The organism is Polaromonas sp., assembly GCF_029945685.1.
Lineage (GTDB): Bacteria > Pseudomonadota > Gammaproteobacteria > Burkholderiales > Burkholderiaceae_C > Polaromonas.
The window spans coordinates 1-26415 of the sequence record NZ_JAQSDA010000007.1 but is presented as its reverse complement, the minus strand read 5'-3'; the positions used below and the strand labels follow the sequence as shown (position 1 = coordinate 26415).

General features: G+C 65.3%; 19 protein-coding genes. 4 read left to right on the top strand and 15 right to left on the bottom strand.

Annotated elements, in window-relative coordinates; genetic code table 11:
• Positions 1–59 precede the first annotated feature (59 nt).
• Positions 60–2843 carry a PAS domain S-box protein gene (locus tag PSV26_RS04110; protein WP_300568120.1) on the bottom strand — a complete coding sequence of 928 codons (2784 nt, stop codon included), beginning with the start codon at positions 2841–2843 and terminating at the stop codon, positions 60–62.
• Between the two features lie 408 nt (positions 2844–3251).
• A complete protein-coding gene (locus PSV26_RS04105; protein WP_300511951.1) occupies positions 3252–4049 on the bottom strand; it encodes a transglutaminase family protein in 798 nt (265 codons plus the stop codon).
• A gap of 455 nt (positions 4050–4504) precedes the next feature.
• On the opposite strand from PSV26_RS04105, the gene PSV26_RS04100 reads away from it, so the two are divergent.
• Complete coding sequence (locus PSV26_RS04100; RefSeq protein WP_300568117.1) at positions 4505–6205, top strand: ATP-binding protein; 1701 nt, start codon at positions 4505–4507, stop codon at positions 6203–6205.
• Positions 6206–6238: 33 nt separating this feature from the next.
• On the opposite strand, the gene PSV26_RS04095 is transcribed toward PSV26_RS04100, so the two are convergent.
• From PSV26_RS04095 to PSV26_RS04060, 8 genes are all read right to left on the bottom strand, one after another.
• Positions 6239–7066, bottom strand: a complete 828-nt coding sequence (locus PSV26_RS04095) for a DUF4189 domain-containing protein (protein ID WP_300568114.1) — start codon at positions 7064–7066, stop codon at positions 6239–6241.
• 271 nt (positions 7067–7337) lie between these two features.
• Positions 7338–8546, bottom strand: a complete 1209-nt coding sequence (locus PSV26_RS04090; protein ID WP_300568616.1) for a nitrate/nitrite transporter — start codon at positions 8544–8546, stop codon at positions 7338–7340.
• Between the two features lie 182 nt (positions 8547–8728).
• Complete coding sequence (locus tag PSV26_RS04085) at positions 8729–9148, bottom strand: response regulator (protein ID WP_300568111.1); 420 nt, start codon at positions 9146–9148, stop codon at positions 8729–8731.
• Between the two features lie 190 nt (positions 9149–9338).
• The gene (locus PSV26_RS04080; protein ID WP_300568108.1) at positions 9339–10661 is read right to left on the bottom strand and encodes a TRAP transporter large permease subunit; all 1323 of its coding nucleotides are present in this window, start codon (positions 10659–10661) and stop codon (positions 9339–9341) included.
• Between the two features lie 85 nt (positions 10662–10746).
• Entirely contained in the window at positions 10747–11277 is a 531-nt protein-coding gene (locus tag PSV26_RS04075; protein WP_300568105.1) for a TRAP transporter small permease, read from the bottom strand.
• A 66-nt stretch (positions 11278–11343) separates the two neighbouring features.
• On the bottom strand, positions 11344–12321 hold the full coding sequence (gene dctP / locus PSV26_RS04070; RefSeq protein ID WP_300568103.1) for a TRAP transporter substrate-binding protein DctP: 978 nt from the start codon (positions 12319–12321) through the stop codon (positions 11344–11346).
• A 90-nt stretch (positions 12322–12411) separates the two neighbouring features.
• On the bottom strand, positions 12412–13878 hold the full coding sequence (locus PSV26_RS04065; protein ID WP_300568613.1) for an indolepyruvate oxidoreductase subunit beta family protein: 1467 nt from the start codon (positions 13876–13878) through the stop codon (positions 12412–12414).
• 140 nt (positions 13879–14018) lie between these two features.
• Positions 14019–16205 (bottom strand): indolepyruvate ferredoxin oxidoreductase subunit alpha, encoded by a 2187-nt coding sequence (locus PSV26_RS04060; RefSeq protein WP_300568100.1) that lies wholly within the window; start codon positions 16203–16205, stop codon positions 14019–14021.
• A gap of 201 nt (positions 16206–16406) precedes the next feature.
• Here PSV26_RS04060 and PSV26_RS04055 point away from each other — a divergent pair, with 201 nt between their 5' ends.
• Complete coding sequence (locus PSV26_RS04055) at positions 16407–17339, top strand: LysR family transcriptional regulator (RefSeq protein ID WP_300568097.1); 933 nt, start codon at positions 16407–16409, stop codon at positions 17337–17339.
• Between the two features lie 92 nt (positions 17340–17431).
• Here PSV26_RS04055 and PSV26_RS04050 read toward each other — a convergent pair whose 3' ends face one another.
• From PSV26_RS04050 to PSV26_RS04040, 3 genes are read right to left on the bottom strand one after another with little or no spacing between them, the layout of a single operon-like run.
• The gene (locus tag PSV26_RS04050; RefSeq protein ID WP_300511964.1) at positions 17432–18124 is read right to left on the bottom strand and encodes an SPOR domain-containing protein; all 693 of its coding nucleotides are present in this window, start codon (positions 18122–18124) and stop codon (positions 17432–17434) included.
• Positions 18118–18984: a biotin--[acetyl-CoA-carboxylase] ligase gene (locus PSV26_RS04045; protein WP_300511965.1), complete on the bottom strand. Its 867-nt coding sequence runs from the start codon at positions 18982–18984 to the stop codon at positions 18118–18120. Before PSV26_RS04045 ends, PSV26_RS04050 begins: the two co-directional genes overlap by 7 nt.
• 12 nt (positions 18985–18996) lie before the next feature.
• Entirely contained in the window at positions 18997–19719 is a 723-nt protein-coding gene (locus PSV26_RS04040; protein ID WP_300568094.1) for an SET domain-containing protein-lysine N-methyltransferase, read from the bottom strand.
• Between the two features lie 74 nt (positions 19720–19793).
• Between PSV26_RS04040 and PSV26_RS04035 the strand changes: the two genes are divergently transcribed.
• Positions 19794–20312, top strand: a complete 519-nt coding sequence (locus tag PSV26_RS04035) for a TlpA disulfide reductase family protein (protein WP_300568091.1) — start codon at positions 19794–19796, stop codon at positions 20310–20312.
• Positions 20309–23278: a DNA topoisomerase III gene (locus tag PSV26_RS04030; RefSeq protein ID WP_300568088.1), complete on the top strand. Its 2970-nt coding sequence runs from the start codon at positions 20309–20311 to the stop codon at positions 23276–23278. Before PSV26_RS04035 ends, PSV26_RS04030 begins: the two co-directional genes overlap by 4 nt.
• A 590-nt stretch (positions 23279–23868) precedes the next feature.
• Here PSV26_RS04030 and PSV26_RS04025 read toward each other — a convergent pair.
• Together PSV26_RS04025 and PSV26_RS04020 are read right to left on the bottom strand one after the other, a co-directional pair.
• Positions 23869–24699 (bottom strand): gamma-glutamyl-gamma-aminobutyrate hydrolase family protein, encoded by an 831-nt coding sequence (locus tag PSV26_RS04025; protein WP_300568085.1) that lies wholly within the window; start codon positions 24697–24699, stop codon positions 23869–23871.
• A gap of 62 nt (positions 24700–24761) precedes the next feature.
• The gene (locus PSV26_RS04020) at positions 24762–26204 is read right to left on the bottom strand and encodes a sensor histidine kinase (RefSeq protein ID WP_300568083.1); all 1443 of its coding nucleotides are present in this window, start codon (positions 26202–26204) and stop codon (positions 24762–24764) included.
• Positions 26205–26415: the final 211 nt, after the last annotated feature.

The following is a 26415-nucleotide window of genomic DNA, read 5'->3' as shown; positions in this document are numbered from 1 at the left end:
ATCAAATATGCCACTAGCCCCTGTCCGCTAAGCGCAGCCAGCTATCAAAAAAGAAGCAATCAGGTTTTTCGCTGCGGGTCGGCCATCGGCTCCGCCGGCATCTTCAGCACGCGCCGAATGGTTTGAAGCAGGTCGGTGTTGGAGGTGGAGGCCTTGAGCAGCACCGCGTCGGGCCGCCCGCCCGCCCGGGCCGGCAGCACTTCGCTGGCAGAAAACACCACCAGCGCGGGCCGGGGCTGCAGGTTGTCGATCAGCTCCACCAGGTCCCAGCCCGACTCCTTGCCGAGGGACAGGTCCAGCATCACCAGGTCAAAGACCTTGTCGCGCAGGCGCGTGCGCGCCTCGGTCAGGTTGCCGGCGAACTCAAAGCTGGCGAAGTCGTCCGCGATGGCGGCGGTGATGTGCTGGATGTCCGGGTCGTCTTCCACATGCAGGATGCGTGGCTTGCGGCCGTGCAGGTCGGCCACCGCGCGCTGCATGGCCGAGACGAGCTTTTCCTCATCAATCGGCTTGGACAGCCAGTCCGACACCGCAGACGGTTTCTGGTCGAGCTGAAGCTGCCCGTCGCCGGTCAGCGTGGAGATCACGATGACGGGCAGGTTGCGGGTGGCTTCGTTCTGACGCAGGCCGTTGAGAAAGGCGCCGCCGGTCTGGCCGGGCAGGCGCAGGTCCAGCGTCACCGCGTGGTAGCTGCCCGAGGTGATCATCGAAAGGGCCTGCTCGGCGCTGTGTGCCAGGTCCGAGTCAAACCCGGCCTTGTCCAGCATGATGCCGATCAGCCGGGCCACGTCCACGTCGGATTCACACACCAGGATGCGCGAGCGCGCCGCCCGCGCTGCGGGCCCGGTGGGCGCCTGCGACAGGGGCAGCTCGAAGAAAAACGTCGTGCCTTCGCCGAGCCGGGTGTCAAACCCGATGCTGCCGCCCATGCGTTCGACCAGGGCGCGCGAGATGTTCAGGCCCAGGCCGGTGCCGCTTTTTTGCCGGGTGTCGGACGAGTCCGCCTGCGAGAACTTCTGGAAAATGCGCGTGCGGAATTCCCCCGGGATGCCCGGACCGTGGTCGCGCACCTCCACCCGCGCGCCCAGCCCGGCCCGGCGCACGTGCACGTCCACACTGCCGCCGGCGGGCGAGAACTTCAGCGCGTTGGACAGCAGGTTGGTCACTACCTGCGTGAGCCGGTCGGCCTCGACACTGACCTGCAGGTCAGTGTCGTCACAGTGCAGCGTCAGGCTCACATTGTTGGTCAGGCCGTAACCTTCGTTGGCGGCGATGGCCTGCGTCAGCAGCGGAAGCAGCTGCATGGGTTCCAGGTCCAGGCGCATCTTGTCGGACTCGATTTTTTCAATGTCCAGGATGTCGTTGATCAGCCGGATCAGACGCTCGCAGTTGCTTTTGGCGATGCCGATCAGGTTCATCGCCATCTCGGGCAGCTGGCCCGCCATGCCGCCGGCAACCAGGCCCAGCGAGCCGCGGATCGAGGTCAGCGGGGTGCGCAACTCATGGCTCACGGTCGAGACAAACTCGCTTTTCAGGCGGTCGATGCGCTTGAGCTCGGTGATGTCGGTGGCCAGGGAGTAAAAGCCGATGACCTTGCCCTCGTCCTCGCCTTCGCCATAACGCGGGAAATAATTGACGACGTAGTCGCGCACGTCGCCGTTGGACGAACGCTGCCTGCGCTCGTACATCACCGGGTAGCCGGACAGCACCTCTTCCACCCGGGGGCGCAGCTTCTCGTAGAACGCCGGCTCCATCAGCTCGCGCATGCTTTTGCCCAGGAGCTCCTCGCTGGAAAGGCCAAAGGCATCCTGGTAGGCGCGGTTGTGAAAGCGGCAGCGCTGCTCGGCATCCACATAGGCAATCAGTGCCGGCACGGTGTCGGTGATCTCGCGCAGCTGGCGCTCGCTGGCCCGGACCCGGTCGCTGGAGCGGCGCATCGCGGTGGTGTCGCGGCCCGTGCCCCGGTAGCCGGTGAAGCGGCCGGCAGCATCGAAGATGGGCACGCCGCTGATGGCGAGGTGGCGCACCTGGCCACCAGAGTCCAGCCGCGTGACTTCAAAGTCGCGAAAAGGCTCGCGCCTTGCAAGCTGCGCCTCGTGCGCGACCCATTGGCTGTCGTCCATGCCCACATAGGGCAGCTCCCGGCGCAGTTTGCCGATGCTGTTGTTATTGGTGAGACCGCCCATGTCGGCGAGCCTGCCCGCGACCTGGACAAAGCGGAAGTTCTCGTCCTGTTCCCAGAACCAGTCGTTGGACAATTCCACCAGCGCGCGGAAGCGCTCTTCGTTCGCGCGCGAAAGCTGCTCGGCGAGTTTGCGCTCGGTGATGTCCTGCAACTGCAGGATGAAGTGCAGGGGCTGGCCGTGTGCGTCGCGCACCATTGAACAGGTCAGCGCGGCCCAGATCACGCTGCCCGACCTGTGCAGATAGCGCTTTTCGCGCTGGTAGGTGTCGATCTCTCCGGCCAGGGCGCGGTTGCGCTGCAGCAAGTCCTCGGCCACGTCGTCCGGGTGGGTGACTTCGGGTCCGTCGGGGGCCAGCAGTTCGGCGTGCGAATAGCCGAACATGTTGCAAAACGCCTGGTTGACGCGCAGGCGCCGCGAGTCGGTGCCCAGCACGGCCATGCCGATGGCGGCGTTTTCGAAGGCGCTGGTGAACTGCTGCCCGCTGGCCGCGTCGCCGGCGGCGCTCTCCAGGGCCTCGAGTCGGACGGCCTGCTGCCGCAACTGCTGCTGCAGGTCCTGGTTCAGCTGCGTCAGTGCCAGCAGGCGGTCCTGCAGGTTCTGCGGTGATTGCTGTTGTCCCGGCTGCTCCAGCTGCTCGGACGGCTCGGACGGTTTCATTTGCTTCATTTGCTTCACGCTTGTTGCTGCTTGTCTGCTGGCCAGCATCAGGTAGACGCGGGTCGGTAATGGCCTAATTGCCACCAAATGTAAGCAGTATGGGTTATTTCAACGCCTGCGAGCGCAGCGGGGCATGGACTTTTGAGCGGGTTACCCTTGGCAGTTTGCAAGTCGAGCAGCCCGCGGGTCGGGGTTCATCGGGCGCCACGCCAGGACTGCAAATGATATCGAACTGAAGCCCCCGCCTGTCATGCGTGGACAGCTATCATTAAAGGAGCAAGACGGCGATCCGGAAGCGAGCACCCCTGCCGCCGGGGCGCCGAACAGGGGCGAGAAGAAAACCACGCCCTGACCCGGCCCCGCTGTCGGGCAAGCCGCCACGCCCCCGGGCGTAACGGTCAGTACCGGTCAGACTGGTTCGGCCACCGTGCTGACCTGCACCTTCATGTCGCTGACTTCCAGCGGCACAGGACCGTAGTCGGAGATGAAGGCCACGTCGGCGGCGTCGCGGCCGTAGGCCAGCACGATGCGGCCGCCGCGCGGCTCTTTCTGTGTGGCGTCGAAGGTGTACCAGCGTCCGCCCACAAAGGCCTCGAACCAGGCATGCAGGTCCATCGGGTCCAGCGCGTGCAGGTAACCGACGACCATGCGCGCGGGAATCTGCAGGCTGCGACACAGCGCAATGCCCACATGCGCAAAATCGCGGCACACGCCGGCGCCGTGGCCCAGCGAGTCCATGGCGTCGGTGCTGGCGTCGCTCACGCCGTAGCGGTAGTCCAGGTGGGCATGGATCCAGCCGCGTATGGTTTCAGCCTGCGCATAACCCGGTGGCGTGTTGCCGACGATCTCGCGGGCCTTCTCGGACATCTTGTCCGACGGGCAGTAGCGGCTTTGCAGCAGGTAGAGCAGCACGTCGTCGGGCAGCTCGGCCACGGGGGTGTGCGGCGCGTCGGGCTGCACCGCGATCTGGTCCTCGACCTCCATCACCACTTCGACCTCGATGTGCATCTCGCCGGCCGGCAGCACCAGGCGCTGGCACAGGTTGCCGTAGCCGTCGACGTACTCGGTGGTCGGCACCCAGGGCTGCAGCTCATAACGGTCGCTGACGATCCACTGCGCCTGGCCGCTGCGCGGGCGCAGCATGGCGACGATGGGACAGTCGGACGCCGTGTTCACGGTCAGGGTGCAGGTGGCTTTGAGTTTCATGGCGGAGCAGGTGCTGGGGCTGAGTGAAGGCGTGGGCTGAAACGACTGCTCACCTTACCCGCCGGCCGGCCACCCGTCTGTAGGCCAAGGCTTGCGCTTGATGCCGGCGGCGGTTTTGTCATCACCGGCCCGGGCCTGCACTTCGCTGGCGCGCGGTCGGCCGGACGAATCCCGCCGATTCAGAACAAAAACAGGCGTCAGCCCTTGTGCTGCGTGCGCAGGCAGCTATGAATACAGGAGCGTGGTTCAGAGGTGTCCGGACGCGCCCGGGCCGGGGCTGAGGGGCCGGCGGTTCCCGGAACAGAGGCCCGAACTCCCCCCGCCTGATGGCAATGCCGCCCCTTGTCTGGCGTAAGATGAATTGCAGCGCATCCTTGGAGGCCTGCACGTTCAGGACTTCGGCAAACCGATTCAGGGCGCCGCCGGGCTGCCCGCAGACCACCCAGGGGAACCGGATGCTTACACCAGACATTCCGCACAACGAAGCGGAGCGGCTCAGCGCGTTGTACGCGTACGACATCCTCGACACGCCGGTCGACAGCCTGTTTGACGGCGTGGCCGAACTGGCCGCCACGCTTTGCGGCACCCCTTTCGCGGCGGTCACCCTGATCGACAGGGACCGGCAGTGGTTCAAGGCCGAGCACGGCATGGGTGTGGGGCAGAGCGACATTCCGCGAGACCACAGCCTGTGCGCCCACGCCATTCTTCAGGAAACGTATTTCGAGGTGCCCGACCTCAGCCTCGATGAGCGTTTCATCGGCAACCCGACCCTCAACGGCGAGGTCAAGATACGGTTTTACGGCGGCAGCCAGCTCACCACGGACAACGGCGCCACACTGGGCATGTTGTGTGTGATGGACCTGCAGCCGCGGCTTCTGAGCGCGGCGCAGCAGCGGGCGCTGTCACAGCTGTCGCACATGGTGATGGCGCTGCTGGCGACCAGCAAACGCAACCGGCAGCTGCACGACAGCCGCGCCCTGCTGGGACAGCGGTCCGCCGAGCTGGTGTCGGCCAACCTGTTTCTGGATTCGATGATCGAGCACATTCCGGCCGCGGTGTACATCAAGGAGGCCACCCAGCTGCGTTATGTGCGCGTCAACCGCGCCGCGGAAGAGATGATGGGCATGCGCCGGGACGAGGTGATCGGCAAAGGGGCGGCCGAGCTGTTTGGGCAACCGCAGGCCGACATTCTTGAAGAGCAGGACCGCCAGGTGGCGGTGAACAACCCGGCCTTTGAGTCGGTGGACCAGTTGATCTCTTCCAGGCGCGGGGTGCGCGTGCTGCACACCCGCAAGGTGCCAGTCAGCGACGCGCAGGGCGAGTTGACGCACATCCTGGGCATTGCCGAAGACGTGACCCGGCAAAAGGCGATGCAGGCGGAAATCCTGGAACTCAATGCCGTGCTGCAGACCAAGGCCCGCGACCTGGAGGCCTTGAACCGGAGCCTGGAGGTTTTCTCGGCGGCGGCCACCCATGACCTGCGTGCGCCGCTGGGCGTGATTGCCGGTTACGCCGGCCTGCTGCAAAAGAAGTACGGCCCGCTGCTCGACGACAAGGGCCGTGGCTGGCTGTCCGTCATCGGCGGGCGGGCCAAAAGCATGGCCCAGCTGATTGACGATCTGCTGGCCTTTTCAAAGCTGGGTCACCGCGCGGTCAGCACCAGCGCGGTGGACATGCAGGCGCTGGTCCAGTCGGTAGCCGCAGAACTGCAGCCGGACACGGCCGTCAGGACACCCATCCAGCTGGGGCAGCTGCCGCCCGCGCGAGCCGATGCCGCGTTGCTGCGGCAGGTGTGGGTCAATTTGCTGTCCAACGCCATCAAGTACAGCAGCCGGGCCCCCGACCCGCTGGTGGAAGTGAGCGGCCGCACTGAGGGCGCCGAGCTGATCTATACCGTGCGCGACAACGGCGCCGGCTTCGACATGGCCAGCTACGACAAGCTGTTTGCGGTGTTCGAACGCCTGCACACCGACCAGGAGTTCGAGGGCACCGGCATTGGCCTGCCCATCGTGCACCGCATCGTGACGCAGCATGGCGGGCGGGTCTGGGCCGAAAGCCGGGTCGGCCACGGTGCCGTCTTTCATTTCGCGCTGCCGGTGCCTGCACAGGACGCGCCTGAAACGCATGAGACGCGTGAGGGGCCGTCGGGCGCCTGACCCGGGCGCCACGGCCCCGCCCGCAGAGGTTGCTTACTTCCGGCTGATCACCACCGCGCCGCCGGCGCCCTTGGCGTCGGAGTTCTCGCCGCGCAGGAGGTTCTGGCTGCCGATGGTCAGGGTGTAGTTGTCAGCGTTGTATTTGCCGGCGCCCAACAGGTACACCGGATTGCTGGCGTTGAGCACCACGGTGTTGCCCCGCACGGTGATGGTGGCGTCTTGCTGCACCCGCTTGGACTCGCCGCCGTTGACAAAGCCCAGGACCAGCACGCCCTGGAAGCTGCCATTGCCCAGGCTCTGCGTGACGCGCAGGGTGCCGTTGGCGGTGTAGCCGGTGGTTGAGACATAGTCCACCAGCCACTCGCCCAGCATGGGGAAGCCTGCGGGCGCTCTGTTGTTATTGTTGTTGTTGTTGTTTTGGGGCGTGGCTTGCGGGCGGGCCTGGTCGTAGGGCTGCGCGCCTTGCGCTGCCGAAGACGCCTTGACGGCATCGCAACCCCATGCGCGCACCTTGCAGCTGGAGCCGCCCTTGGCCCGGCATTCGGACATGGCGCGCGCCTGGGTGCTGGCGCTGGTGCTGCCGGTGCCCCAGCCATAGGCGTTGGAGCCCCTGGCCTGGTCGGCGGCGTAAGCGCCGCATTCGCCGGCGAAGCGCAGCACGACGGCGCAATCTGCCCCGCATTCGCGCATGGAGCGCTGGTCGGCCAGGTCAGAACTGGGGTGGTTGAACGAGAAGCCGTATTTTTCACCCTGCAGGGTGTCGATGGCCAGTGAGCCGGCGGCCAGGGCGTGGCTGCCCGCAAAAACCAGCAGCATGCCCACAGCCAGCCTGGCGACGAGCGCCTTCAGTCCAGAAATCATGGTTTTCTCCCGGGAAAATGTTGTTGTCGCCGCCGGCGAAATGGCCAGCGTACGTTTTGTAACCTTTCAAGCAGACCCGCCGAGACTATCAGGTGGCCTTCCGGCCGGGAAGCATTATTCGAAGGGAGTGGGGTGGTGTTGCGCCGAACCCCAAAAAAGTCCGGCCCGGCCGGGTGGTTGGCGGGCGTCTGCCCGCCAGCAGGCGGTGGACGACATCGGCCCTGTGCCCAGAGTGTGGGCACAAGCAGCCATGACAATGCGGCAAAGGGGCTCAGGCCTGCGGCGCTGGCTGGGGCAGTGCCACAAAGGCCAGCGCGCCCAGCGCCAGCAGCGCGGCAATGCTGGCCAGCACCGCGGTGAACGGCTCCACGCCGTGGGCCGAGGCCACCGAGGCCACCACACCGGTGAACCACTGCATGGTGGCCACGCCCAGGAACATCGCCATGGTGAAGACCGACAGGGCGCGGCCGGTCATGGCTGCGGGGTAGGCGGCCCGCACGTCGGAATATTGAAGAATCATGTAGCCCGACAACAGGCCGATGACGATGGGCGCCACCACGTCGATCAGCGGGCTGTGCGTGAAGGCAAACGCGGCAAACAGGCCGGCCACCCCCAGCGTGAAACCGGTGATCCAGCGGCGCCGGGTGGCGGGACCGGGGTCGAAGCGGCCGAACAGGGGCGGGCCGGCCAGCGACACCAGCGACATCACCAGCGCGACGTTGCCGCTTTGCACCAGTGAGAAGCCATGGCGCTCGATCAGCATGGGGCCCAGCCACAGGCCGCGCAGCGAGACGAAAGAGGCGTAGCCCACGCTGGCCAGCAGCAGGATGCCCCAGGTGTGCGGCAGCGTGAACAGCGCGCCAAAGCCGGCCAGGGCCTGGCCCACCGACTCTTTCTTTTTCAGCGCGTCCAGGGGGTGCGGCGGCTCGTGCACCAGCGCCCAGATCAGCCCCCAGGCCAGCACGCCCCAGCCGCCCAGCACCCAGAAACCCATGCGCCAGGAGCTGGCCTCGATCAGCCAGGCCAGCGGTGTGCCGGTCAGCAGCAGGCCGATGCCGCCCACACTCATGGCCAGGCCCGAGATGGCGGCAAAGCGGTGTGCCGGCATGTGCCGCGCAATAAACACCGTGCACACCAGAAAGGCCGGGGCGCAGCCGATGCCGATCAGCACTTGGCCGGCCACCAGCATGCCGAAGCTGGTGGACAGCGCCGACACGGCCGCGCCGGCAATCGCCACCGGAAACGCGGTGAGCACGGTGCGGCGCACGCCGTGCAGGTCGATGCCTATGCCCATGAACAGCTGCATGGCGCCAAAGGCAAAGTGAAAGGCGCCGGCAAACAGACCCAGTGATTGGGCGCTCAGGCCGAAGTCGGCCTGCAGCGGCGTGGCCATGATGGCGGCCACGGTGCGGCAAGCCTGGCTCAGCGCAAATGCGGTGACCAGCGCAAAGAGCATGACCCAGATGGCGCGCGGGGGCATGGCGCGGGGGTCGGCCAGCAGGGGCGACGCGGCTGAGGGGTCGGTTGGCGGGGCGGCGGCGGTCATGCCTCTGAGGTTACACGACCGGCCTGGTGCGTGAAGCGTACGGCGGCGTCAGGGTTGCCGCTGCTGAAACGGGACAGGGCGCAGCCTCAGTCTCAGTCTCAGTCTCAGTCTCAGTCTCAGTGCATCAGGCCGGTCTGGCCGGTCGGCAGTGTCAGATCGTCGAGGCTGTCGGCGTGGGCCTTGCAGAAGGCCACCAGTTCTTCAATGTCGGCGGCTTTGTCGAACACCCTGTCGGCGCCCAGTTGCAGGCACCGGTCCATGATGTTCGGGTGGCAATAACTGGTGAGCACCACCACCTTCTGGGTCGGTTTGCGGCTTTGACAGTCGCGCAACACGCCAAACCCGGAACCTTCGGCGAGGAAGAGGTCAACAATGGCCAGCTGCCAGTCGTCATTGAAAGTGCGCAGCCATTGGCGGGCTCCGGCCTCGCTGGTGGCGTAGCCGACAAACTTGAGCGGCGCCACTTCTTGCATGGCTTCGACCACGGTGTCGCGTATTTCGGGCTTGTCCTCGACAAGGAAAGTACTGACCAGCATGGTGTCCTTTTTATGAATAGACCACCGTAAGCCGCCGGCAATGGCGCCACTGTGGGCCGGGACCACCTCGCGCTGTAGGCGCTGTCCCACCCCCCGCCCTTGGCACGATGAAGAGGGGAAACAGGCCCGCGCGCAAGAACGACGGACGCAAGCAGCTATGAAAACCGCAGCGGCTCAAGGGTGCACGGCGCTACCCGATCAGCTGGGGCAGCCAGGTCGCAATCGCCGGGATCCAGAAAACCGCGGCGAGCAACACCAGGCTCATGACCACGTAGGGCACGACGGCGATGAAGATGTGGGCCATGCTGACTGACGGCGGCGCCACGCCGCGCATGGTCATCAAGAGCAGGCCGTGCGGCGGCAGCAACAGGCCCAGCTGCATGCAGATCAGGAACATCACGCCGAACCAGATCGGGTCGATGCCGAGCGCCTGCACGATGGGCATGAAGATGGGCAGCGTGATCATCATCATGCTGACCTGGTCGACAAAGATGCCCAGGAAAATCAGCATCAGCATCATGCCGACCACAATCATGTTGGTGGACAACCCCTGGCCGGTGATGAACTGCACCAGGCCGCTGCTGGCGCCCGAGAACGACAGGATCTGCGCAAAGGTGGTGGCGCCCAGGATGATGAAAAGAATCATGCCCGAGATGCCGGCGGTGCCCTTGAGTGCCTTGATCACCGCATCCCAGGTCAGCGCGCGGTAACACAGGGCCAGCAGCATGGTGGCAAAGGCGCCGAGGGCGGCGCATTCGGTCGGCGTCGCCCAGCCGGCGGCCAGCGCGCCCACCACCACGCCGAAGATCGACAGGGTGGGAAGCACATAGCCGAAAAACAGGCTCCAGCGCGCCCAGCCGCGGTGTTGAACCACGTCGTCCTTGTCGACCGGCGCCAGCCGGGGGCTGATGCTGACGCGGATGATGATCCACAGCACAAAGGCCACCGACAGAATCACGCCGGGAATCACGCCACCGATGAGCAGCTTGGAAATCGAGATGCCCGACAGCGAGCCCAGCAGCACGGTCAGGGCCGAGGGCGGGATCAGCATATCGACCGCGCCGATGGCCATGATGGGGCCGGTGGCAATGGTCGGGTGGTAGCCGCGCGCCAGCATGATGGGCAGCATCAGCGAGCCCAGCATGGCGGTGGTGGCAATCGTCGAGCCCGAAATCGCGGAGAAGACCGTACCGGCGACCACGGCCACCACAGCCAGACGGCCGGGCACACGCCTGATCAGGCGCTCCACGCCTTCGATGACCTTGAGCGCCAGGCCGGTGTGGAACAGGATCTCGCCCATCAGCACAAACAGCGGAATCGGCGTCAGTGAAAAAGCCGTGACCGAGGTCACGCTGCTGCGCGCCAGCTGCATCAGCCCGGGTTCGCCGCCCATGTAAAACCAGGCGCCGATGATGTTGATGGTGATGAAGGTCAGCGCCACCGGCATGCCGATGAACAGCAGCACGGTGGAGCCGCCCAGCATCAGCCAGGCGGCCAGGCCCCAGCCGCTCATGACAGCCCCCTGGCCAAAACTCTCGCGTCATGCGCCGTCCCGCCAGCCGGGAGCGATTCATTCTTTGGGCGGCCGTGCGAATGAATCATGCTGCGCTCACTGCGTCGTGGCGCGGACCGCGCGGGCCGCGTTGCAGCCGGATCATGCGAAAAATCATTTCAATTCCAAGAAGAACAAAAACCAGGGGCAGCGGCGCCAGCGCCCACCACTCGGGGGTGACCAGGGTCTTGATGTTGACGGCGCCCGAGGTGTAGCTCGACCAGGCGGCCTGTGTGCCATACCAGGCGATCACCACGCAGCAGGCAAAACCGATCAGGTCGCCGACCCATTCCAGGGTCCAGGCCAGCCGGGGTGGCAGCGCCTGCAGCATGATGTCCACCCGGATGTGCTGGCCCTGGCGCAGCAGCCAGGGCGCGACACACATGGTGATCAGGTAGAGCATGAGCTCGGAGATTTCGTTGCTCCAGGCCAGGCCTTGCGGCAACCCGGGAATGGGAACATTGCGCAGCGCCACGTCGGCCACGATGATCAGCATCATGGCCATCAGGATGGCGCAGCCGAGCATGGCCAGCGCGCTGAGCGCCCTGCCGTAGTGGGAAGAGAAGCGGTCAATCATGAATCAAGCCACCGCAGCCAGGGTGCCGGCAGGGAGGGCGGGCGTGCGCCGGCTGCGGGTGGCCCCTCATTTGGAAAACAGCGCCTTGAAGCGGGCGGCGATGTCCGGGTTTTGCTTGGCGGCGCCGGCCCAGCCGATGTCGTAAGCCTTGTCGCGGAAGGCCTTGGCCGTGGCGGCATCAAACTTGATGGTCTGGATGCCGGCCGCCTGCTGGCGGGCGGTTTCGGTGGTGGTGTACTGGGCCCAGAAGGTATTCTCGGCTTCGAGCGCGAGCAGCTGCTTTTGCAGGTAGCTGCGCTGCGTGTCGGTGAGTTTTTTCCAGGCCGGCAGGTTCATGATCAGCGAGACTTCGGCGTCGTAGAAACCGGGGTCGATGCGGAACTTGGTTTTTTCGTGCCAGTTCAAATCAAAAATGCCGCCGATCGGCCAGCCGTAGCCGTCAACCACGCCGCGCTCGAGCGCGGTGTAGACCTCGCCGGGTGGCGTGGTGATGACGTTGGCATTGAGCGCCTGGAAGAAGTCGCGGTACACCGGGGTGATGCGGATCTTCTGGCCGGTCAGGTCGGGCTTGTCGACCTTTTTGTTGGTGTAGATGTGAAAGGGCTGGTTCTCGACCATGCGGGCCAGGTACTGCATGTTGCCCTTCTCGTTCCAGACCTTGTTGATCGCGTCGAAGGCGCCGTTCTTGCGCTGCTCGGCCACGGGGATCTGGGTCAGCTTGAGGAAGTCGGCCTCGGGCATGACGTTGGTGTAAAACGCCCCCGTGTTCAGCGCCATGTCGACGACGCCGGTCTTCACCGCATTGCCGGCCTCAAAGGTGGGGATGGCTTTCGGGCCGCCGAGGAAGTTGATCTGCAGTACGCCCTTGCCTTCGGCGTTGACCTTGTTGATCCAGGGCTGCAGGCGCTGCACGTAAATGCCGTTTTCGGCAAACGCACTGACAAGGCGCAGCGTGACTTCCTGGGCGGCGACGCCGCCCGAAAAGCTGGCGGCAACCAGCACGGCCGAAACCGTCCTGACGGTGTTTGAAAAGCTGAGTTTCATGGGGTCTGTCTCCTGTTCATGGTGTTATCGATGATCCGCTCTGCACAAAATCCCGTCAATGCGGGCAACTGCCACTCTCACGCCGGTGACCTACACCGTCGCCAGCATCTGTTCCAGCGCCTTGCCGCTGTCGTCGGCCAGCGCGGCCTGGCTCAGGGCCTGCAGGGTTCGCGCGCCCTGCGGCTGCGCCTGGAGTTGCGGCAGCTTGGCCATCACACGCTGGTAGCTGCGCCAGCCGCGCTCATGGGTGTCGCCGTAGCCCTTGACCAGGCGCTGCGAGCGAGCCACCTCCATCGCCAGCGCCGGGTGGATAGTCGCCAGGCTTTCTATGCTGGCCAGCCAGCCGCTGATGCGCTGCTGCTCGACCTGAAAACGCAGTGAGCGCGGGCGCAGCGGCCGCAGTGCGGCAATCGTGTAGAGCAGCAGGTAGCCGCGTATCGAGCTGGTCTGCACGATGCGGCCCTTGCGCGTGAAGGGCTCGATGCAGGCGCGCGCCCAGGGCGTGGCCAGCAGCCAGCGCCCCAAACCTGCCGGCAAGGTGTCGGCAATTTCCTCGACACGCGGATGCAGGAACTCGTTGATGCCCAGGTGCTGCGTGTTGCTCAATTTGACTTCGCCGCCGACGCGCGCAAACCGCGAGCGCCTGGTTTTCAGGTCGGCCACACGTACGGTGTCTTCGTAGGACATCCACAGTGCCAGATGGCGCGCGGTTTCGTCCAGCAGCTCGGCGGCCAGCGCAGGCTCGGCCGGCAGGCGGGCCAGCAGCGGCTGCAGGCGGTCCAGGTAGCTCGCGGCGTAGGCCACATCCTGGTAGTCGGCCATACGCACAATGCCGGCGGCCAGCGTCGCGCGGCTGCTGGCCGGAAAGTCCTGTTCAATACGCAGCGCCAGGGCTGCGAGCCGCGCGCCCACCGGGGGCATGGGTGGGGCCGCCGGCATGGCTGCTGCTGCGGCAGGCGGTGCCAGCGTTTGCTGTGCCACGGCGAAACCGGCCGCAAAGGCCTTCAGGCTGGAGCTGACGCCGACGCCGCCGCGCGTGATGGTGGCTTCGAACTGTTCGCGGGTAAAAGGCAGCCGGGCGGTGGCGGCCAGCGCGCCATACAGGGTGGGGCTGATCAGGCTGCCGGTGGCTTCGGCCAGCTGGGCAAAGTCGGCGCTGACGAAATGCCGGGCCGCGGCGCGCCCGCCTTCGAGCAGCTTGTCCGAGCTGACGCGGCCGTCGCCCATGGCGGTGCGCTCGGTCATGGAGTACACACGGTGCGTCGAGGCCACAAAAGTGGTGCGGTTCGCCGTGACCAGGCCGCGCTGCAGGGCGCGGCCGGCTTCCATCAGTTCCGAGGCGATCACGATGTCGACCTCGCCGGGCACCGGGCTCAGCGCCATGACCGGCATGCGGCCCGCGGGCACGGCGGCTTCGGGGAACATCTCGAGGTAATACACGGTGGCGCCGGTGCGCTGCGCCACGCCCGGCACCGAGGTGGTCTGCGCGAAGTAACCGTTCTGCTCGGCCAGGTCCACCAGCCAGTCGGCCAGCACCCCGCCGCCTTCACCGCCCATCGCGAGAATGGCGATGGTGATTGAACGAGCCCCCACGTTTGTCACTCCGTGTACTGCACTGCCCCCCGAGGGGGCGCTCGCGCCTTGGGGCGGCCCGGCGGCGCTCAGTGCGGGACTGCCCGATCTCAGCAGTGTTTCAGTCATGCCGCAATCCCCTCAAGCCGGCGCTCGATGCGGTTTTGCAGCCAGCCGATCACCGCTGTGCGCAGCTTCAGCTTGAAGCCGTCCCAGGCGGTCGGGTTGTTGATGATCTCGGCGCGGTAAAACGAGGGGCAGAGCACCGCGGCGTGCGCCACTTCGCCGCACAGGCCGCAGCCCACACAACTGTCGATCACCGTGGCAATCGGGTCGCGCCGCAACGGGTCGGGGTTGGGTTTGATGGTCAGCGAGGGGCAGCCCGAGAGCCGGATGCACGAGTGGTCGCCGGTGCAGGTGTCGGGGTCGATGCCGAAACGTTCACGCACCACACGCTCGCCGCCGGCAATCATCTTGCGGATCTGCGGCTTGACCCGGCGCTGGCGGTTCAGCATGCATTCGCTTTGCGCAATGATGACCTTGGGGCCTTTTTCTTTCGTGGTCAGGGCTTCGCGCAGGGTGTCGCGCATCTGCGTCAGGCTGTAGGTGTTGGTCACCGTTTTGGCCCATTTCACGCCGACGCCGCGCACGGCTTTCTCGATCGGGTTGTTGGTGCTGCGCAGCGGGTTGACCGCCTTGGACGACAGCACGTCCTGTCCGCCGGTGGCGGCCGAATAACCGTTGTCCACCACCAGCAGCACGTTGTCGGTCTGGTTGAACACGGCGTTGCCGACGCCGCTGGTCAGCCCGTTGTGCCAGAAGCCGCCGTCGCCCATCATGGCAATCGTGCGTTTGGAGGTTTCGGTGGTGTTGAAGGCCGAGGCGCCGGCCCAGCCCAGACCGTAACCCATGGTGGTGGCGCCGATGTTGAAAGGCGGCAGGATGGAAAACAGGTGGCAGCCGATGTCGCAGCTCACATGGTGCTGGCCGAGTTCCCGCTCGAGCAGTTTCATCGCGGTGAAGATGGGGCGCTCGGGGCAGCCGGTACAAAACGAGGGCGGGCGGGCCTGCACTTCGGCAGAGGCGGCCTGGATCGCAAAAGCCTTGGGGTTGCCGTCCAGCAGCGCCAGGCCGGTGGCCGCGGGGCGCGCCGCCAGGGGCAGCTCCCGGCCTTCCAGCAGCTCGGGTGCATAAAGCGCGATGAAGCGGGCCAGGCCCTTGAGCACGACACCGCCGGTGTATTCGCCGGCCATGGGCAACAGGTCCTTGCCGTGCACCCGGGTCTGCAGGTCGGCCCGGCGCAGGATGGTGTTGACGTTCTGTTCGATGAAGTCGGGCTGGCCTTCCTCGACCAGCAAAATGCCGCGCTTGCCGGCGCAGAAGCGCTTGAACTCGTCGTCGATCAGCGGGTAGGTCAGGTTCAGCACATACAGCGGCACCTGCGACTGCCCGAAGGCATCGGCCATACCGAGCAGCTCAAGCGAGCGCAACACGCTGTTGTACAGGCCGCCCTGCATGACGATACCGAAGTCTTTCGCATCCTCGGCGAAAAATTCGTTGAGCTGGTGCTGCTGGATGAATTTCACCGCGGCTGGCCAGCGCTCGGTGATTTTTTCCTGCTCCTGCGCGTAACTCGCCGGCGGCAGCACGATGCGGCTGGCGTCGCGCTGCGGGTTTTCCATCGCGTCCTTGAGCGTGAAGACCGAGCGTTTGTTGTCCTTGGCGGGAAAACGCCCATGCACGTGGCAGGCGCGTATGCGCAGCTCCAGCATCACCGGCGTGCGGCTGGCTTCGGACAGCTCAAACCCCATTTCAACTGCCTGCACAATGCTTTCGAGGTTGGGGCGCGGGTCCATCAGCCAGACCTGTGACTTCATGGCAAAGGCATGCGAGCGTTCCTGCATGATGCTGGAACCCTCGCCGTAGTCCTCACCGACGATCAGCAGCGCGCCGCCTGTGACGCCGCCCGAGGCCAGGTTGGCGAGCGCGTCGGAGGCCACGTTGGTGCCGACGGTGGACTTGAAGGTCACCGCGCCGCGCAGCGGGTAGTTGACGGACGCGGCCAGCGTGGCGGTGGCGGTGGCTTCGGAGGCGCTGTGCTCGAAACGCACGCCGAGTTCCTGCAGGATGTCGTTGGCATCGGTGAGCACGTCCATCAGGTGTGAAATCGGCGCACCCTGGTAGCCGGCGACATAAGACACGCCGGACTGCAGCAGGGCCTTGGTGACGGCCAGGATGCCCTCGCCGCGAAACTCTTCCCCCGCGCCCAGGCGCAGTTTTTCCACCTCGGCGGCAAACGAGCGTTCAGCCATGCGTCGCCCCGTTGACCGCAACGGCGTTCGTGGTCTGGAAAATAGGTGCTTGCTGCATCAATGGCTTTCTGTTTGCATCGCAATTTACGCAGCTTGAAAGCATCATGCAAATGGATTGTATGAATAAGGCACATGCGTTTGATCAATAATTCGGGACAACCCTGAGACCCATTCACAGGGTTCTTCACGAAAGGCGCGGCGATGAATTTCCGTCAACTCGACCTCAACCTGCTGCGTGTGCTGGCGGCCATTCACCGCACCGGCTCGGTGACGCTGGCCGGCAAGACGCTGGCGCTGTCGCAACCGGCCACCAGCAATGCGCTGGCGCGGCTGCGCAGCTTTTTCGAGGATGAACTGTTTGTCCGCGCGCCGTCAGGCCTGAAGCCGACGCGCCTGTGCGAGCAGCTGGCGCCTGCGGTGCTGGCCCAGCTGCTGGCGCTGGAGACGCTGGTCACCGGTCATGAGGAGTTCGATCCGCTTCGCAGCGACATGCACTGGCGGCTGTCGCTGTCCGATCTCGGGGAGATGCTGTTCCTGCCGGAGCTGGCCGGCGCGATGCGCAGCCAGGCCCCAAGCGCGCGCCTGTCCAATATCTCGGTGGCCTCCGGTGACGTGGCGGCTGCGCTGGAGGCGCGCGAGATTGACCTGGCCATCGGCATCCTGCAGCCGCGCCACCGGGGCATACGCACCGAGCTGCTGTTTCGTGAGCGTTATGTGGCCATAGCCGCACCGCAGTGGCGGCCCGCCTCCGGCCGCAGCGGCCGCAGCCTGACGCCGCAGCAACTGGCCGAGGCCTCTTTTGTCGTGGCCGCGCCGACGGCGACCTTTCACGGCAGCGTCGAGCAGATGCTGGCGCGCATGAAACTGGAACACCGCATCGTGCTCCGGGCCCGTCACTTTGGCGCACTGCCTGACCTTGCGCTCACCTCGGACCTGCTGTCCATCGTGCCGGAAATGTATGCGCGCAACCTGCGCCAGCGTTACGACTGCCGGGTCTGGGGCATTCCCGGTGTGCCGGCGTACGAGGTCCGCCTGGTCTGGCACAGCAGCACCGACAAGGACCCGGCGCACCAGTGGATGCGGGCGTTGGTGCACAAGCTGTTCAAGCGGCCGGTGCGTGCACAGGACCGCTGAGGCCTCAGTCTTGTAACTAAAATTGGTCGTCAGCCCATATCTGGCGGGCGCAAGCAGCTATCGAATATGTAGCAAATCAGGTGCGCGGCGATTCAAGGGCAGGGCCGCAGCGCCTTGCCCTCCAGCTGCGGCTTGAGCACGTCGAGCTGCGCGTGCAGGGCGGCATCCACCGCGGCGAGCTTGAGGATCTGGCCGCGTGCCTCGGCGCGCTCCTGGACCACGCGGGCGGTGCGCACGCCCTTGTTGGCAACGCGCGCGAGTTCCTTGTCAGCGTCGGCCTGCTGTGCAAAGCTGGCCAGTGCCAGCCCCGGGGCGAGCGCGTCGTTGCTGACCGGACGGAAGGCCACGCCGAGCTGGCGCAGCTCGTTGCGTTTTTTGGCCAGGGCGTCTTCGCTGGGGTATTTGCCCATGTAGACAATCCAGCGCGCCGGCTCGGCGCTGCTCTCGAATTGCCAGCTGCCGGAGGGCAGTGCTTTTTCCAGGCTGGCCCGCAAGGTCGTGGTCTGCTGCTCGTTGAACAAGCCGGCCTGCAGGCATTCGGGGGCGGTGGCTTCGGCCGCGGCGCTGGCGCCATTGCCCGGGCGGGCCGCGCCGCCGCTGTTTTCAAGCTGCCGGGTTTCGTCGGCGTTCAGCAGGCGGATGGCTTCGGGCCGGATCTGCGTGGCCATGCGCTGGGGCTCGGTCTGCACGCTGGGCGTCATGCCCAGCGGCGCCAGCGCGCCCCGGGACCAGGCGAAGTAGGCGACGTTGGCCAGCGCCAGCAGCAGCACCACCAGCCTCAGCATGGGCGCGCGCTGCCTGCGGTGGGGGGCGTCACGGGCCGGACGCTGACTTCGGAGCTGGTGATTTCTTTCATGCCAGCCGCAGTATGCACCAGCAGCGCGCCGTTTTCGCCGACCCCGTGGGCCACGCCCTGGGTGCCGTCGGACAGCTGCACGGCGCGGCCGGCGAGCGCGTCACGCGCCGCATAACGGGCCTGAAACGGCGCAAAACCAAACAGGCCAAAAGCCTGCACCGCCTGCACCAGCGGCGCCGCCACGCGCAGCAGCGTTTGCGCGACGTCGATGCCGGGCTGCAGCGCCTGCAGGGCGCCGGGTGCCAGTGCGGCCGGCTGGCCGGCGCCCGCAGGGGTCAGCGGCTGCGCCATCGGTCGGACGTTGATGCCGACGCCGATGACCACGTAACGCTGCTCGCCCCAGTTGGCGGTTTCGACCAGGATGCCTGCCAGCTTGGATTCGCCGCTCGTGTTGCCCAGCCACAGGTCGTTGGGCCATTTGAGGCGGATGGCAGGTGCGGCGGGGTTGCCGGGCTCCAGGCTCTCGGCAATGCTGATGCCGACCGCCAGCGACAGGCCCGACCAGTCGGCCGGCTTCAGGGGCAGGCCCAGGGAAAAGGTCAGGCTGTCGCCGACGCTGCTTTGCCAGCTGCGGCCCATGCGGCCACGACCGGCAGTCTGCTGCTCGGCCACCAGCAGCACCGGCGCACATGCGTCAGGCCCGGCTGCCCGGAAACGCCGCATCAGTTCGGTGTTGGTCGAATCCAGCTGCGGCAGCACCTCGACCGTGAAACCGGGCAACACCGGCGCCACGGCCTCCCAGATGGCCTCGGCGGGCCAGCGGATGGGGGCAGCAGGAGGGGGGTGCACGGCAGGGACCGCTCAGTCCTTTTTGCCCTTGCCTGGTTTGTCGGCCTTCCCGGCTTTTCCGGTCTTGCCGGCTTTCTTCAGGACTTTCCGGAGTTCCTTGTTCAGCTCTTTCCTGAGCTGCTTGCCCTTCACGGGCTTGTCGGCACCGGACGCCTTTTCAGGCTTGTTCTTCTTTTTGTCCTTCTTGCCCGGTTTGTCGTCCTTGGGCGCCAGCAGGGTGCCACGGCAGTTTTTGGCGCCGCACCAGCAGGGGTACTCGGCCAGCAGTTTTTTCGTGTAGGGCGCGTCGATGATCAGGCCGTAGTCGTAAAACAGCTCGTCGCCGGCCTGGATGTTGCGCCGCGCCTTGATGAAGACGCGGCCGTCCTGTTCGTCAGCCTCGCAGTTGGGATTGCAGCTGTGGTTGATCCAGCGCGAGGAATTGCCGCCGTACTTGGCGTCGATCACATGCTTTTCATCGATGTGAAAGTAGAAGGTGTGGTTCGGGTCCTTCGGGTCGTGCGGGTGCCGGCGCAGGGCTTCTTTCCAGGTGATCACTTCACCGACGTATTCGATCAGCGTCTCGCCTTCGGCCAGGTCCTGCACGGCGAACACGCCCTTGCCATGGACGTTGGATACCCGGGTTTGAATACGGCGGCCGGCTTCAGGAGCGGGTCTGGCAGGCGGGCTGGAAAGGGGGGCAGAGACCTGAGTTTTTGACACGACGTATTTTTTTGGTATGGTTAATTCATGCATGTGCGCGCACATGCGGGTGCGCGCATGCGCACGCGCGAAGCCGTTATTGTAGTGATGCACGCAAGGAGCAAGCCATGTTGAACCGCCGCAAGGCCATCGAGTCCGTCGCCGCGCTGGCCGCCGCGGGCCTGGGGCCGCTGGCCTGGTCCAGGGGTTCGGACAGCCCCTTGCCCAGGCTGGGCAGCACCCTGACTTTGCCGGCCTTGAGCCTGCTGGACGGGCGAGCCTGGACGCCGGAACAGATGCAGGGAAAGCTGCTTGTGGTGTACTGGTGGGCCAGCTGGTGCCCTTTTTGTGCGGTGCAGTCGCCTTACATTGAGTCTTTATGGCGCGCGCAGAAGGCGCAGGGGCTGGAGGTGCTGGCGCTGTCGATTGATAGGGAGGCTGTTGCGGCGGTCAACTATATGAAGACCCGGGGCTACAGCTTTCCCGCCGGGATGCTGACCCCTGAGGTAGCCAGAGTTCTGCCCAAGCCGGACGGTTTGCCGGTGGTGGTGGTTTTGAAAGTCAATGGCAAAAGCGGAAAAGTGCTGTTTGCCGAAAGCGGGGAAATGCTCCCCGAAGATGTAGAAGGTTTGAAGAAGTACTTATGAAAACGCTGGTGATTGCAGAAAAACCCTCGGTCGCACAGGACATTGTGCGGGCGATGACGCCGACCGCGGGCAAGTTTGAAAAACACGATGAGTACTTTGAAAGCGACGACTGGCTGGTCACCTCGGCTGTCGGCCATCTGGTGGAAATCCAGGCGCCGGAAGAGTTCGACGTCAAGCGCGGGAAGTGGAGTTTTGCCAACCTGCCGGTGATTCCGCCCTACTTTGACTTGAAGCCGATGGACAAGACCAAGACGCGGCTCAATGCCATCGTCAAGCTGACCAAACGCAAGGACGTGGACGCCCTCGTCAACGCCTGCGACGCGGGCCGCGAAGGCGAGCTGATCTTCCGATTGATCCAGCAGTACGCCAAGAGCAAACACCCGGTCAAGCGGCTTTGGCTGCAGTCCATGACACCGGCTGCGATCCGCGACGGCTTCGAGAGCCTGCGCAGCGACCAGCAAATGCAGGGCCTGGCCGACGCTGCGCGTTCGCGCTCCGAAGCCGACTGGATGGTCGGCATCAACGGCACGCGTGCCATGACGGCTTTCAACTCGCGTGATGGCGGCTTCTTTCTGACCACCGTGGGGCGCGTGCAGACGCCGACGCTGTCGGTGGTGGTCGAGCGCGAGGAAAAAATCCGCAAGTTCGTGAGCCGCGACTACTGGGAAATCCACGCCACGTTTCTGGCTGAGGCCGGCGAATACCCGGCCAAGTGGTTCGACCCGAAGTGGAAAAAGGCAGCCGCCAACGCCGACAACGCCGAGCCTGATGCCGAGCTGAAAGCCGACCGCGTCTGGTCCGAGCGCGAGGCACTGGCGATTGCCGACGCGGTGCGCGGCAAGGCCGCCACGGTCACCGAGGAAAGCAAGCCGACCACGCAGGCCGCGGGGCTGCTGTTTGATCTGACCTCGCTGCAGCGCGAGGCCAACGGCAAGTTCGGCTTTTCGGCCAAGACCACGCTGTCGATCGCGCAAAGCCTGTACGAGCGCCACAAGGCACTGACCTACCCGCGTACCGATTCGCGGGCGCTGCCCGAAGACTATGTGCCGGTGGTCAAGCAAACCTTTGAAATGCTGGCCGCCAGCCCCATGAAGCACCTGGCGCCGCACGCGGCCACGGCCCTCAAGGGCAACTACATCAAGCCCAGCAAACGCATTTTCGACAACAGCAAGGTGAGCGATCACTTTGCGATCATTCCCACGCTGCAGGCGCCCAGCGGCCTGAGCGACGCCGAGCAAAAGCTGTACGACCTGGTGGTGCGCCGTTTCATGGCGGTGTTTTTCCCGAGCGCTGAATACCTGGTCACCACACGTATTTCGCAGGCCGTCGGCCACAGCTTCAAGACCGAAGGCAAGGTGCTGGTCAAGCCGGGCTGGCTGGCGATTTACGGCAAGGAAGCCGCCGATGAAGTGGCCGATGCCAAGGAAGGCGACAAGGGCCAGAGCCTGGTGCCGGTCAAGCCGGGCGAGATGGTGCGTGCCGAAGTGGTCGAAGCCAAAGGGCTCAAGACGCGGCCGCCGGCCAGGTATTCAGAGGCCACCTTGCTGGGCGCGATGGAAGGCGCGGGCAAGACCATTGACGACGACGAGCTGCGCGAAGCCATGCAGGAAAAAGGCCTGGGCACGCCGGCCACGCGCGCGGCCACCATCGAGGGCCTGATCAACGAAAAGTACATGCTGCGCGAAGGCCGCGAACTGATCCCCACGGCCAAGGCCTTCCAGCTCATGACGCTGCTGCGCGGCCTGGGCGTGGAAGAACTCTCGCGCGCCGACCTGACCGGCGAGTGGGAGCACAAGCTCGCGCAGATGGAACACGGCAAGCTGAGCCGCGAGACCTTCATGGCCGAAATTGCCGCCATGACCAAGAACCTGGTCGACAAGGCCAAAGGTTACGACAAGGACACCATTCCCGGCGACTACGCCACCCTGAGCGCGCCCTGCCCCAACTGCGGCGGCGTGATCAAGGAAAACTACCGCCGCTACACCTGCACCGGCAAAAAAGGCGACGACGGTTGCGGCTTCTCGTTCGGCAAGACGCCGGCCGGTCGCACCTTCGAGGTGGCCGAGGTGGAACAGTTTTTGCGCGACAAAAAAATCGGCCCGCTGGACGGCTTCCGCTCCAAGGCCGGCTGGCCTTTTACGGCCGAGATGGTCATCAAGTTCGACGAAGAGACCAAGAACTACAAACTCGAGTTTGATTTCGGCGACGACAAGGCCGGCGAAACCGGCGAGATCGTGGACTTCAGCGCCCAGCAGTCGTTGGGGGCCTGCCCCAAGTGCGGTGCAGGTGTGTTTGAACACGGCAAGAACTATGTGTGTGAAAAGTCAGTGCCGACCAACGCGCAACCGACACCCAGCTGCGACTTCAAGACCGGCCAGATGATCCTGCAGCAGCCGGTTGAGCGCGAACAGATGGTCAAGCTGCTCACCAGCGGCAAGACCGACCTGCTCGACAAGTTCGTGTCGATGCGTACGCGCCGGCCCTTCAAGGCCATGCTGGCCTGGGACGCGGAAGCCGGCAAGGTCAACTTCGAGTTTGCGCCATCCAAATTCCCCCCGCGCAAGACCGCCGGCCCGCCGCGCACCGGCACGGTGAAAACGCCGTTCGGCAAAACCGTGGCCGCCAAGGGCGCGGGCCCGGCCGCAAAAAAAGTGGCTGCAAAAAAAGTCGCCGCCAAAAAGACACCAGCCGCCAAGGTCGCCAAACCCAAGGCCCCGCGCGTGGCCAAACCGGGCAGCGGCCTCAAACCCAGCGACGCCCTGGCCGCGGTCATCGGTTCAGAACCGGTGGCGCGCACCCAGGTCATCAAGAAACTCTGGGACTACATCAAGGCCGAGGGTTTGCAGGACGCGGCCAACAAGCGCGCCATCAATGCCGATGCCAAGCTGCTGGCCGTGTTCGGCAAGCCGCAGGTGACAATGTTTGAGCTGGCGGGGATTGTGGGGAAACATCTGACGGCGGAATAGGCCCCGCCTGCCTGCCATGTATCACGCTCCGTCCCCGGCTCGCTTCGGGCAGTAGTTTCAACTCCCCACCCCTAGCCCCTCCCTCGCCCCGCTGGGCGATGGAGGGGACTTCATGTGGCCGCGTGCGCTGCGCTCGCGTGCAAACATGACCGTTCGTTGGGATTCCCGTCCTTGAAGCGCTGCGCGCTTCAAGGACTCCGGATTTGTCCACGCATTGGTTTTTTTCCGCCGCCCTTCTGGATGCGCCGAGGAGCGCAGGGCCAGACGGATAAGGGCGAGCGATTGTTTGAGCCGAAGGCGAGTTCGAGCTCGACCCCGGCTGGACCGAGCACCGCAGGTTGCCCTGAGCGCAAGCGAAGGGTCGCAGACAGTAGGGTCGCCTTTTCTTTGGTGACTTTCTTTTGGCGAGACAAAAGAAAGTTACTTGCCGCCGGGCAACCCCCGGCTTGTTGGCACACCACCCCCGCAAGAGCTAGCCAACATGGATCCCGGATCAAGTCCGGGATGACAATCAAAATGCTACGAATTCAATAGCTACCCGCGCAGCTCAGACGGGGGCTGGGGGCTGATTTGCGCACCAAGTCAGCGGTTTAGCCGATCGGCGCCCGGCTCTTCGCCTCTTTCACGGCAGACAGAAAATCCTCCAGCACTGCCGCGTCATCAATCGTGTCCGAGCCCGGCTGGTGAAACTCGGGGTGCCACTGCAGCGCCGCGATGTAGCTTTTCGATGCGTCCTTGCGGCGTATGGCTTCCACCATGCCGTCAGGCACGCTGAAGGCCTCGGCCACGAACTCGGTCGACAGGTCCTTGATGCCCTGGTGGTGAATGCTGTTGACACGTGCGCGTTCCACGCCGGGGTAAAGGCGGGACAACTGCGTGCCCTGCACGATCTCCACGCTGTGGAAGTTCTGGTCGTAGATCACGGCGTCGCGATGCAGGAAGGACTCGGGCACCTGCGTGGCGATGTCCTGGTACAGCGTCCCGCCGAAGGCCACGTTGAGCAGTTGCAAGCCGCGGCAGATGCCGAAGACCGGCTTGCCGGCTTTTACGAAGGAGGCGACCATGGCCTTGTCGTAATCGTCGCGCACGCGGTCGCCGGACCAGCGTTCTTCGAGCGGCTCCTCGCCGTAGCTGCCGGGCCAGACATCGGCCCCGCCGTGCAGCACCAGGCCGTCGAGCCACTGGGCATAGTCGTCAAAACCTGCATCGCCGCGCTGGGTGGCGCCGGTCGGGCAGGGCACCATGACCACCATCGCACCCGAAGACATGATCCAGTGGGCGACCGTCTGCTCGACATACTGCAAGGTTTTTCCGGTGAACAGCGAACGCGTCGGGTCGGCGTGGGAAAAGCAGGCCGAGAGGCCGATCTTGAGTCTGGAGCGCATGTGGCGCTGGCTGTTGGCGGCTGTGGTTTTGCTCATCGCGGATCCAGTGGCAGGTCGTCGGTTCGGGGCTACTGCGCAGTGTAGTGACGTGACGGCATTTATTCCTGCGGCAGGTCGGCAAACCCCATGAACCGAACGGTGATGCGTGTCCCCGGGGGCGTGCGCCCGGGCATGGCGTCGTCAACGACGACAGTGGCACCATGCTGTTTGGCGATTTCCTCCACGATCGCCAGCCCCAGCCCCGAGCCGTCGACATTGGTGCCGAGCGCGCGGTAAAACGGCTGCAGCACCAGCTCGCGCTCGGCGGCCGGGATGCCGGGGCCCGAGTCCTCCACCTGCAGCACCACCACGCCGCTGAAGCGGTCGGTCAGCAGCCGGACCGTGACCTGGCCGCCTTCGGGGGTGTAGTTAAGCGCGTTGTCGAGCAGGTTGCGTACCAACTCCTTGAGCAGCGTTGGGTTGGCTTCCAGCATGTTGGCGGCTTCGCCGGCCGGCGGGCCTTCGTAGCCGAGATCGATGTGTTTTTCCAGCGCCCGTGGCACCGAGTCCTGGATGGCCTCGGCCAGGATGTGCACCAGGTCCAGCCGCTGCTTGGCCAGGCTGCGGCCGGTGGTTTCGGCGCGCGCCAGGGCCAGCAGCTGGTTGACGGTGTGGGTGGCGCGGATACTGGCGCGGCCGATCTGTTTGAGGGATTTTTTAAGTTCGTCGGCGTCGGTCTCGCGCTGAGCCAGGTCGGCCTGCATGCGCAGTCCGGCCAGAGGCGTCTTGAGCTGATGGGCGGCGTCGGCGAGAAAGCGCTTCTGCGTGGTCAGCAGCACCTTGAGGCGGCCGAGCAGGTCGTTGATGGACGAGACCAGTGGCGCCACCTCTTCGGGCACGATGGTTTCATCGAGCGGACTCATGTCGTCGGACTTGCGTGCACGAATGCGTTTTTCCAGCTGGTCCAGCGGCTTGATGCCGCGCACCAGCGCCAGCCAGACCAGCAGCACGGCCAGCGGCAGGGTGACGAATTGCGGCACCATCACGCCCTTGACGATCTCGGTGGCCAGTGTCTTGCGCTTTTCCAGCGTCTCGGCCACCTGTACCAGGATGGGGTGGCCGCCCGGTACGTCGGCCTTGATCCAGGTGTAGGCCACCCGCACGTCCTGTCCTTGCATGATGTCTTCCCGCAGCCGTACTTCGCCGTCAAAGGTCATTTCCTCGTCCGTCGGCAGGGGCAGGTCGTGTTCGCCGCTAATGTATTCGCCGCGCGCGCCCAGCACCTGGTAGAACACCAGGTCGGTATCGTCGGCACGCAATATTTCGCGTGCCGGCGCGGTCAGGTTGAACTGCACCTGTTTGTTCCTGACCACGATCAGCTTGGCCAGTGCCTGCACGTTGTACTCCAGCGCGCGGTCAAAGGGCTTGCCGGCAATGTTCTGCGCCACCAGCCAGGTCAGCGCCAGGCTGATCGGCCACAGCAGCAGCAGCGGTGTGAGCATCCAGTCCAGGATCTCCCCGAACAGGCTGCGTCGTTCCCGCTGGAAGAGTTTCAAGGGCATGGAGCTGTGTGCCCCCACGCTCCCCACTGCGTGAGGTTCGCTGCCCCCCCCGGGGGCGCTGCGCCTGCGGCCCGGCAAAGCCGGACCCGCGGCCCCTGCTGGCCGAGACGGGGACCAGCCACGGAGCTACACGCAGCGAGCGAGCGTGGGGGCCGGGTTTTTCCGCCGGGCCGCCCCAAGGAAAAATGCGCCCCCTCGGGGGGCAGAGAGC